10 protein-coding genes are annotated in these 8584 nt (G+C 51.7%); 3 read left to right on the top strand and 7 right to left on the bottom strand.

What is annotated here, in order from left to right:
* On the bottom strand, positions 1 to 513 hold a 513-nt coding region (locus JRI89_15495; protein MBW2072643.1), incomplete at its 3' end, for a SagB/ThcOx family dehydrogenase.
* Positions 514 to 909: 396 nt separating this feature from the next.
* Here JRI89_15495 and JRI89_15490 point away from each other — a divergent pair.
* Entirely contained in the window at positions 910 to 1728 is an 819-nt protein-coding gene (locus JRI89_15490) for a MoxR family ATPase (protein ID MBW2072642.1), read from the top strand.
* Between the two features lie 71 nt (positions 1729 to 1799).
* Positions 1800 to 3023 (top strand): hypothetical protein, encoded by a 1224-nt coding sequence (locus tag JRI89_15485; protein MBW2072641.1) that lies wholly within the window; start codon positions 1800 to 1802, stop codon positions 3021 to 3023.
* A 174-nt stretch (positions 3024 to 3197) separates the two neighbouring features.
* Here the strand turns inward: JRI89_15485 and tsaD are convergent, their stop codons facing one another.
* The 6 genes from tsaD to JRI89_15455 all read right to left on the bottom strand — a co-directional run bounded on the left by tsaD (position 3198) and on the right by JRI89_15455 (position 7851).
* Positions 3198 to 4253 (bottom strand): tRNA (adenosine(37)-N6)-threonylcarbamoyltransferase complex transferase subunit TsaD, encoded by a 1056-nt coding sequence (gene tsaD, locus JRI89_15480; GenBank protein ID MBW2072640.1) that lies wholly within the window; start codon positions 4251 to 4253, stop codon positions 3198 to 3200.
* A 60-nt stretch (positions 4254 to 4313) separates the two neighbouring features.
* Positions 4314 to 4856: a 2-oxoacid:acceptor oxidoreductase family protein gene (locus JRI89_15475; GenBank protein MBW2072639.1), complete on the bottom strand. Its 543-nt coding sequence runs from the start codon at positions 4854 to 4856 to the stop codon at positions 4314 to 4316.
* Positions 4857 to 4880: 24 nt separating this feature from the next.
* On the bottom strand, positions 4881 to 5693 hold the full coding sequence (locus JRI89_15470) for a 2-oxoacid:ferredoxin oxidoreductase subunit beta (GenBank protein ID MBW2072638.1): 813 nt from the start codon (positions 5691 to 5693) through the stop codon (positions 4881 to 4883).
* 1 nt (position 5694) lies between these two features.
* The gene (locus JRI89_15465) at positions 5695 to 6843 is read right to left on the bottom strand and encodes a 2-oxoacid:acceptor oxidoreductase subunit alpha (protein MBW2072637.1); all 1149 of its coding nucleotides are present in this window, start codon (positions 6841 to 6843) and stop codon (positions 5695 to 5697) included.
* Positions 6840 to 7067, bottom strand: coding sequence for a 4Fe-4S binding protein (locus JRI89_15460; protein MBW2072636.1), 228 nt, complete (start codon positions 7065 to 7067; stop codon positions 6840 to 6842). Before JRI89_15460 ends, JRI89_15465 begins: the two co-directional genes overlap by 4 nt.
* Before the next feature lie 598 nt (positions 7068 to 7665).
* Positions 7666 to 7851 carry a hypothetical protein gene (locus tag JRI89_15455; protein MBW2072635.1) on the bottom strand — a complete coding sequence of 62 codons (186 nt, stop codon included), beginning with the start codon at positions 7849 to 7851 and terminating at the stop codon, positions 7666 to 7668.
* 439 nt (positions 7852 to 8290) lie between these two features.
* Between JRI89_15455 and JRI89_15450 the strand changes: the two genes are divergently transcribed.
* Positions 8291 to 8584 (top strand): hypothetical protein (locus JRI89_15450; GenBank protein ID MBW2072634.1); only part of this gene is annotated, 294 nt, incomplete at its 3' end.

Below are 8584 nucleotides of genomic sequence, written 5' to 3'. Positions count from 1 at the left end.
GACGCCGCGTCTGCCATACTTGACCGTACTGCGCCCATATTCGCCTGTGATCACCAGAATCAGCGGCGCCTCTGCAATCCACATCTGCTGAGCAGACAGCCTGCCCACCTCAGAGCGGTAATCTCCCTGTTTGACCATTTCCACTCTATGATCTCTCGGCAGAAAGTGATAGACCCCTGCAATGAGTTCCCGGACACCTTTCTTGCCAATCACCGCGTAGATGTCTAGAGGATAGAGTGCCCCTGCGGAAGGTGCAGTTTTCAGATAATGGCCGGCAATTTTCTTGGTTACTCCATAAGCGGCCCAGAGAATCTGGGAGAGTTGTTCGAGGGCAAGCGGCCGTGATTGAAACGAACGCTGAGTTCGCCGTGCTTTGAGAGCCTGTTCAACCGAAAGAGAGCCCTTATAACTGGGCTGCGGAAGAGAAAATTCGTCCGCCTGGACAGGGTGACCTGGAGACGACGCTGTCATGACAACTACTGAAATTAGCAGAAGAAAACAGATTTTTTTCATATCAGTTCAACCTCTCTCTGGCGCCTCAGAAATTAGCTCGCTGCCCGGGCAACTTTACTGCTGCCACAAGTCAGCTCTGCAAGCAAGCCGTTCTTGCTTGTCAAGATTAGCAGAGGCAATAGTACAGGAAAAGGTAAAATGGCCTCTGCCTGCAAATACTGCCCCCTGACGACTTTCCGTGCAGGGCACCATTGCCGATTCGTCAACAGCAGGCTGAACAGTTCCACCAGCAGGAAGCGCCGCTTCTGGGGAGTGAATTGTCCAGGAAACAGGGGCTGGACAGAGTCACAAGTGCACCTCTTGTTCTTCTCACCTTTCTTTTGCGCAGCATTTCTACTACAATAACCTTGTCAATCCCTGCGAATACAGGAATTTTCATTAGAAAGGGTTGCTCAGATGAAGTTTTCCGGTACAGACCGCTACTACCTTAATCCTGAACTCAAGGACATAGTCAATATTGCCATGGCCATGGAAAAGCCTCTGCTCATAACCGGCGAGGCCGGCACTGGCAAGACCCAGCTTGCCTTTGAAATTGCCCGGGCCCTGAACCTGCAGCTCGAGGAAGCCCGCTGCAAATCAACCTTCAAAGGCGAAGAGCTTTGCTACGTTTACGATACCGTGCTGCGTCTCAATGACTCCCGCTTCGGCACGGGCGACAGTGGACGCGATGTAAACAACATCTGGGACTATCTCCGTTTTGGTCCTATAGGACGAGCCTTCAGGGCGGATGAACGGTGCGTGCTCTTGCTGGACGAAATCGACAAGACCGACTCCGACACCCAGGACAATCTCCTCGATGTGCTGGAAGACGGCTCCTTTATCATTCGCGAGATAAACCACAAAATCAAGGCCAAACACATGCCGGTCACAGTCATCACCAGCAACGCCAAGAGGGAGCTCTCGGACCCCTTTCTGCGCCGCTGCTACTGTCACCACATTCCCTTCCCCACCATGGAGGAAATGAGCCGCATTGTCCATCTTCACTACCCTGACATCTATCCTCCTTTATTGGACTCAGCTCTGCCTATTTTTTACAGGCTCCGGGAAGAGGGTTTCCAGAAACCACCTGCCACTGCCGAGCTTCTCGACTGGCTGGGCGCCCTTCGACTGGAAGGCGCTAGAGCACCAATCCAAAAGGGTAAAATATTGCACCTCGGGATCTTGCTCAAGCGCACCCAGGATCTTCTCAAGTACAGGAGCAGCAAAGGAGACTGACTGAAAGGTTTGCTGTCTTTTGAAGTGGGCTTTTTCTCTGCTGTGGATGTCTGTAAAGAGGGCTGACGATCATGCTGTTCATTCCTTTCTTTTACATGCTGCGAGATCAGGGAATTCCTGTGAGTCTCCAGCAGGTGCTGGAATTCTATCAGGCTGTCCACAAGGGCCTTGCCCCCGACCTCGATCGCCTCTTTATCCTGATGAGACTCGTTTTTGTAAAGAAAGTCGAACACTTTGATGCTTTTGAACAGGCTTTTTCTGTGTACTTCCTCGGCACTGCCAGCGAAATTCTGCAGCGGCTCTCACGACACGAGTGGGACGAAAAAGCCTTTTATCGCTGGTTGCGGGAACAAGTTGACAGCGGTCATTTTGGGGAGAGTGATTTTGAACATGTTCCAATGAGTGAACTCTTGCAACGCTTTCTGGAGACTGCATCCCGCCAGCAGGGAAAACATCGGGGCGGTCATACCTGGATCGGCACTGAGGGGAGTTCACCTTTTGGCCACTCAGGTAGTGAAAGCGAGGGTATACGCGTCCATGGCGAGCCCAGGCACAGCTCTGCCGTAAAGGTTATCGAAGCACGCCGCTACGTGGATTACGCCGACAGCTCAATGCTGCGCACAGAAAACCTTCGCCAGGTACTCGCTGCTCTCAAGCACATGGTCCCTGCCGGACCGCCAACAGAACTCGACGTGGATGAGACTGTATATCGTTCCTCCAGAAACGGCGGTGAGATAGAGCTGGTGTTCGAGAGAGAATTGCGTGACCGCATAAAGCTGGTGGTGCTCATGGACAATGGCGGCAGCTCCATGAACCCTTACGTGAACCTGGTAAGGCTGATCTTTGCCCACATGCGAGATCATTTCAGGGATCTGGACTACTACTATTTCCACAACTGCATATATGGCTGCGTGTTCAGTGATCCTCAGCGCCGTACCCCGGTTCCTCTGCATGAATTCTTGAGCCGAGACCCTGAAACCAGGTTGATCATTATTGGTGACGCCAACATGGCTCCTGCTGAACTTCTCGCTTCTAATGGAGCCATTGATTACTTTTCAAAAGTCAGACTGCCGGCTCGCGACTGGCTGCAGCAGATACGTCACCACTTTCGCCACAGCGTCTGGCTGAACCCTATCCCCCGTGAACGCTGGCCATGGGAAAGCAGATCCATCACACTTATCGGCCGGATCTTTCCCATGGAGGACCTCACCCTTCATGGCATCAGACGGGCAGTCGAGTGGTTGAATAGCGGAGCCCCGCCGCGCCGTGGACATTCAGAGGGAATTGCTCTCTAATTGGCAATGGTACACGGTTCAGAGTGCAGCACAAAAAAGGTGAGAGTGAAAAGGAGTATTGCCCGGCAAATGTTCAGCCTGATTGAACCAGCAGGAAGCGTCCAAGAAAGATTCTTCGCCGCGGCAGGATGCCGCTCCCTCCGAGTCGTTCCTGATAACTGACAAGGCAATTTGTTACCCATCCGGCCAACGGGAAATTGCATCAAAGTCGAGATCCCATTTGTGGCCGCCGGGCAAGATGCGGTGGTAAGCCACGGCAGCAATCATGGCTGCATTGTCTGTGCACAGAGCAGGCTCGGGAAGGCGCACCCCCAGGCCAAGAGCGGAAGCTTCTTCCTGCATTTTCTGACGCAAGCGGCTGTTGGCGGCTACCCCGCCGGCCACCACAATTTCGTGCACCGCCAGATTCCTGGCAGCCCTGATGGTTTTGTGTACCAGAATGTCTACGACCGCCTCTTGAAAACTGGCCACAATATCAGCAACATTGAGGGGTAGCGATTCGAGGGATATCACGGTTCTTTCCGACTGCTCATCTGCCCCGCTTCCCGAGTTACTATAACGACGCACCAGATTGACTACCGCAGTCTTGAGGCCGCTGAAGCTAAAATCCAGCGAATCTTTTTCCAGATAAGCGCGAGGAAAATCAACTGCAGCTGGATTGCCGGACTGTGACAGTTTGTCAATGACTATTCCCCCCGGGTAGCCGAGGCCAAGAAACTTGGCCACTTTGTCGAATGCTTCACCGGCTGCGTCATCCCTGGTCCGACCGACAAGTCTACATTTGGCATAATTTTCAAGATGATAGAGGTTTGTGTGTCCACCAGAGACCACAAGGGCCACCAGGGGAAAACGTGGCGGCTGTTTTTCCAGAAAGGCGGCCTGAATATGTCCTTCAAGATGATTTACCGCCACCAGTGGCTTGCCTGTGGCATAGGCCATACCTTTGGCCACGCCTATGCCCACCAGCAAAGAACCCACCAGTCCTGGTCCTCGGGTAACCGCCAGGGCGTCGACGTCCGCAAGGGCTTTATCGGCCTTTGCCAGAGCCTCGCGCACAACTGGAATAATTACTTTGAGGTGCTGCCGTGAGGCCAGCTCCGGCACCACACCCCCGTACGGACGATGGATGGCGATCTGGGAGGAAACCACATTGGCTAGAATGCGCCGGCCGTCTTCCACCAGGGCGGCGGCAGTTTCGTCACAGGAACTCTCAATCCCCAGAATAACCATATGCAGAAATAAAGATCCCTTATGCAGTCATGCTACCTGGAAGCAGCTCGAGCAAAGGACTCATTTGCTGCCGTTGGCCAGGTGCAGACCCGCCTCGAGTGCACGTCTGTTCATTTCGAGAAACTCAGCAGGCAGCTTCTCCTCCAGCAATGTCATGATAGATTGGGCTCGGACAAGGTTGGTCAAACCAATCAAGGTACCAAGTACGCAGATATTGAATACGATAGGTTTGCCGATTTTCTCCATAACTGCATCATACATAGGCAGTATTACCTGTCTGGCATCCACTTTATGCTCTTGTTTGACAAAATGCCGGTCAATCAGCAACAAGCCTCCAGGCCTGACAATATCCGAAAACTTATCGTAAGACTCCTGGGTCAGACACACGAGGATGTGTGGATTGATCACTTTGGGGTAGTGAATGGGCTCCCTGGAGATGACCACATCTGCCCGGGTGGCGCCGCCGCGGGCCTCAGGTCCATATGACTGGGTCTGCACTGCGTTCAAACCCTCATACACCACGGCTGCCTCGGCCAAAATAATAGCCGCAGTGATCACTCCCTGGCCACCTGAACCGCTAAGGACAATTCTTGTACTTTCCATATCTGCTGCTCCGACTTTGGCTGATCAGACTGAAGTCATCTCCTGTTGGCATCTCTCTGCAAAAGCTACATATGACTCGGTGTATTCAGGACGTTCTTCCTGGACAAAGATCCCCCTCTCCAGCAAATCAGGGTTTTCCTCTTTTTTCTTGGAGCCAATTGGCACCGTGTCCTCCTTGAAGCGGTTCAACATATCCACCGCACTGCCGAGCTTGTTTTTTCGGCCGTAGTAGGTAGGACACTGGGACATCACCTCAACCACTGCAAATCCCTTGTGTTTGATAGCCTGGCTGATGATCTTGATCATTTCCTTGGCATGATAGGTGGTAGTTCTGGCGACAAAAGAGGCGCCGGCACCCATAGCAAGCTGCACCACATCGAAGGCACCGTCAATGGTCCCGGCTGTAGCGGTGGTGGCCTTGCCGCCCAGGGGAGTCAGGGGAGAATACTGGCCGCCGGTCATGCCGTAAATGTTGTTGTTCATGATTATGGCGGTAAGATCCACATTCCGGCGAGCAGCGTGGATGAAGTGATTTCCTCCTATTGCCAGGGCATCACCGTCACCCATTGGCACAATGACAGTCAACCAGGGCTTCCCCAATTTTACCCCGGTGGCAAAAGCCAGGGCTCTGCCGTGCAGTGTATGCAAAGTATGGAAATCCAGATATCCAGGCATACGCGAAGAACAGCCGATGCCAGAGACCACCACGACTTCGTTCTTCTCCAGATCAACCTGTTCAATAGCTCTGATCATATTAGTCATGACAATGCCATGGCCACATCCTGGACACCAGATTTGTGGGAAAAACCGTTTTCTCAGATATTCCTTGACTGCCATTTTATACTCCTTTGCCCAATATCATGTTCAGCATCCCCAGGATGTCGCTGTGAGAGATCAGCACACCATCAAATCTATTGGCCAGGTAAACTCTCTCTGGATTGAGCACAGATTTTTTCACTTCCTGGCAGATCTGCCCCATGTTCATCTCAACAACCAGCACGTGGCTGCGTCCTTGACATAGCCGGCGCACAATTCCTCTCGGGAAAGGCCAGAGGCTCTGCAATTCGAGCAGACCAACTTTCATCCCCCGACTGCGGCGCTCTTCTACCATATGCAAAGCGCTTCTGGCGGAACAACCGTAGGAGATGAGCAAGATCTCTGCATCGTCCGTATGATACTCTTTGTAGCGAGCAATAATATCGGCTCTATTTTCAAGTTTGTCCACAATATGGTGCAACAAATCATAGGCCACCTTTGGATCAGTGGATGGGAATCCCCACATGTCGTGTACCAGGCCGGTCACATTGTAGCGATGCACTCCTCCGAAGTCGCTCATGGGAAGCCTGCCATCTTCACGAGGAAGATATGGGTGATAATCAGTTCCCGCCGGCACAGAAGTATAGAGTCGTTCTATGACTTCTATCTCACCGGGCTGCGGCACAATAACCTTTTCACGCATATGGCCTACAACCTCGTCCAGCAAGAGAATCACTGGCGTGCGAAAGGTCTCAGCCAGATTGAAGGCTTCTACCGTCATGAGCAGCACATCCTGCAAATTCGAGGCAGTCAGGGCGATAATCGAGTGGTCGCCATGAATGCCCCACCTGGCCTGCAGCACATCGCCCTGAGCTACTGAAGTGGGCAGGCCAGTACTTGGACCTCCTCTCTGCACATCCACCACCACTGATGGCACCTCCGCCATAACAGCGTAGCCTATCGCCTCCTGCATCAGCGAAAAACCTGGCCCACTGGTAGCAGTCATCACCTTGAGGCCCGTCAATGAGGCACCGATGATAGCACACATGGAAGCAATTTCATCTTCCATCTGAATAAACTTTCCCCCCACCTTAGGCAGTCTCTCGGACATGAGCTCAGCAATTTCTGTGGAGGGAGTAATAGGATAGCCTGCGTAGAATCGAACACCAGCGTAGAGCGCCCCTTCTACCACTGCTTCGTTCCCTTGAATAAATCTCACCTTTGCTTTCACGGTTTTCTATCCTCCACCAGTTCGATGGCCACATCAGGGCATCTCAGTTCACAAAGGCCACAATTGATGCACCTGTCAGGCTTGTCCCAACAGGCCTTGCCCTCCTCATCAAGAACAAGAACCTGCTTTGGACAGAAGGCAACGCAGATCCCACAACCTTTGCACCAATCTCGCTCAATTTCCACCTTCTTCTTCTCTTTTGCCTTCTTCTTTTCTTTTGCCATAAGCTATTCTCTCACTTCCAATCAAGGCCGATAAAACCAGTATCGCTCCTCACAAACTGGTTCCTCACTCACAAGCCCTTCCCAGTTGGAATTCAAACCGATTATCTGTCACCATTCAACACCTTGCCAGGAACATCTTGTCATTTTGAGTGCCTCAACAGACCATTCTCCGGTAATCATTCGTACTCATGCCCTTCATCAGCGCGTTTGTCAACACAAAGTTCTAAAAGAGGGGAAAACAATGGCTCTCGAGAGGGGATATTCCTGAACAAGAATCGCCCGCAGGAAAGATTCAGCTAGAATGGTAGACAGCTCGGGGAGGAAAGCGAGACTCGCCCGGGTGGGATGGGGCTTCGACCCGGACCGCCTCTAGATGGCGCCCCGTTATTATCAGGCCATGGCATTCATGAGGATAGCTCTTTGTTGCCGTAACGGCCATAGCCCCTTCTGGACCAGGCCGAAGCCGCACGCCGAGGGGCAAAATGACTCTCTGCACAATTCACAAAGCAGGTCAGGAGGTGATTCATAAAACATCCGGCTCAACAAATGCGGCCTTGCCCGAAGTACGAAAAAAGCGCTCAGCGGCATATTGCCGTCATTATTTGCGTATCTGGTTGACGATTTGCTCAGGGTTGCAAACAAAAACCAGGAGAATAAAACCAAGCAGTCCCAGATATCCTCCTACCACCTGCCAGCTCTTGCTGAGCTGCCACAAGAGACCACCGCCAATTATGGCTGGCACTCCACAGACAATGGCAATCCCAATTCTTCTCCATATATCCATAGGTGCACCTCCACGTAAAATTTCAACTCAAGTCGGATAATTCATGAATCAGTCCTGCCTGCACCACAGCCGCACCATTGTATGCTTGCTGTAGTTCATTGCTTCCAACTTGGCCGGGCAAAACTGTTCATTTTCCATTTCACCTAACAAAGTTAATTACAATCAAAAAATAAAGCGGATACAAGTCCACGTCAAGGTTTCCAGCAGCACTCAGGTGTAATTGAGGCCAATGACGCCAGCCAGGAAACAACTGCGCTGCTACTATAGCAGCTGCCATTCAAAGATACTGGAATATATCCTGTTAATTCACTGTGTTACCTTCTTGACACCCGGCCGGTCTCTACTTATTTTATTTGTTGGAGTGAATAAACGGACTAGCCTAGACACTCCATGACAGGCCAGACCTTCGTTGGATTCCAAATTCAGGGGAGGTGAAAAAATGGCTGAGTTTGAAAAATTCAGAGAAAAGATCGAAGCCTTCAGCAAACAGATGAGAAAACGCAGCAACGATCTTTCCAGAGAGATAAGAGAGCTGCAACAACAGGTCCGAGAAAAGGCAGATTTCGTCAGCAGAGAAATGCTGGAATCCTCTGAGCGCCTTGGTCGTGAGGCGAGGGAACTTCAAGAAAAGCTCAGGGATAAAATGTCCAGGATAGCTGAAGAGCTGGAGGAAACCGTTGAGCGGATTTCTCAGGAATCCAGGAAGCTCAGGAAGAAGATTCGAACTGTAGTT

It is taken from the genome of Deltaproteobacteria bacterium, from assembly GCA_019309045.1.
GTDB lineage: Bacteria > Desulfobacterota > Syntrophobacteria > BM002 > BM002 > JAFDGZ01.
This window is presented reverse-complemented; position numbering and strand designations above follow the sequence as displayed.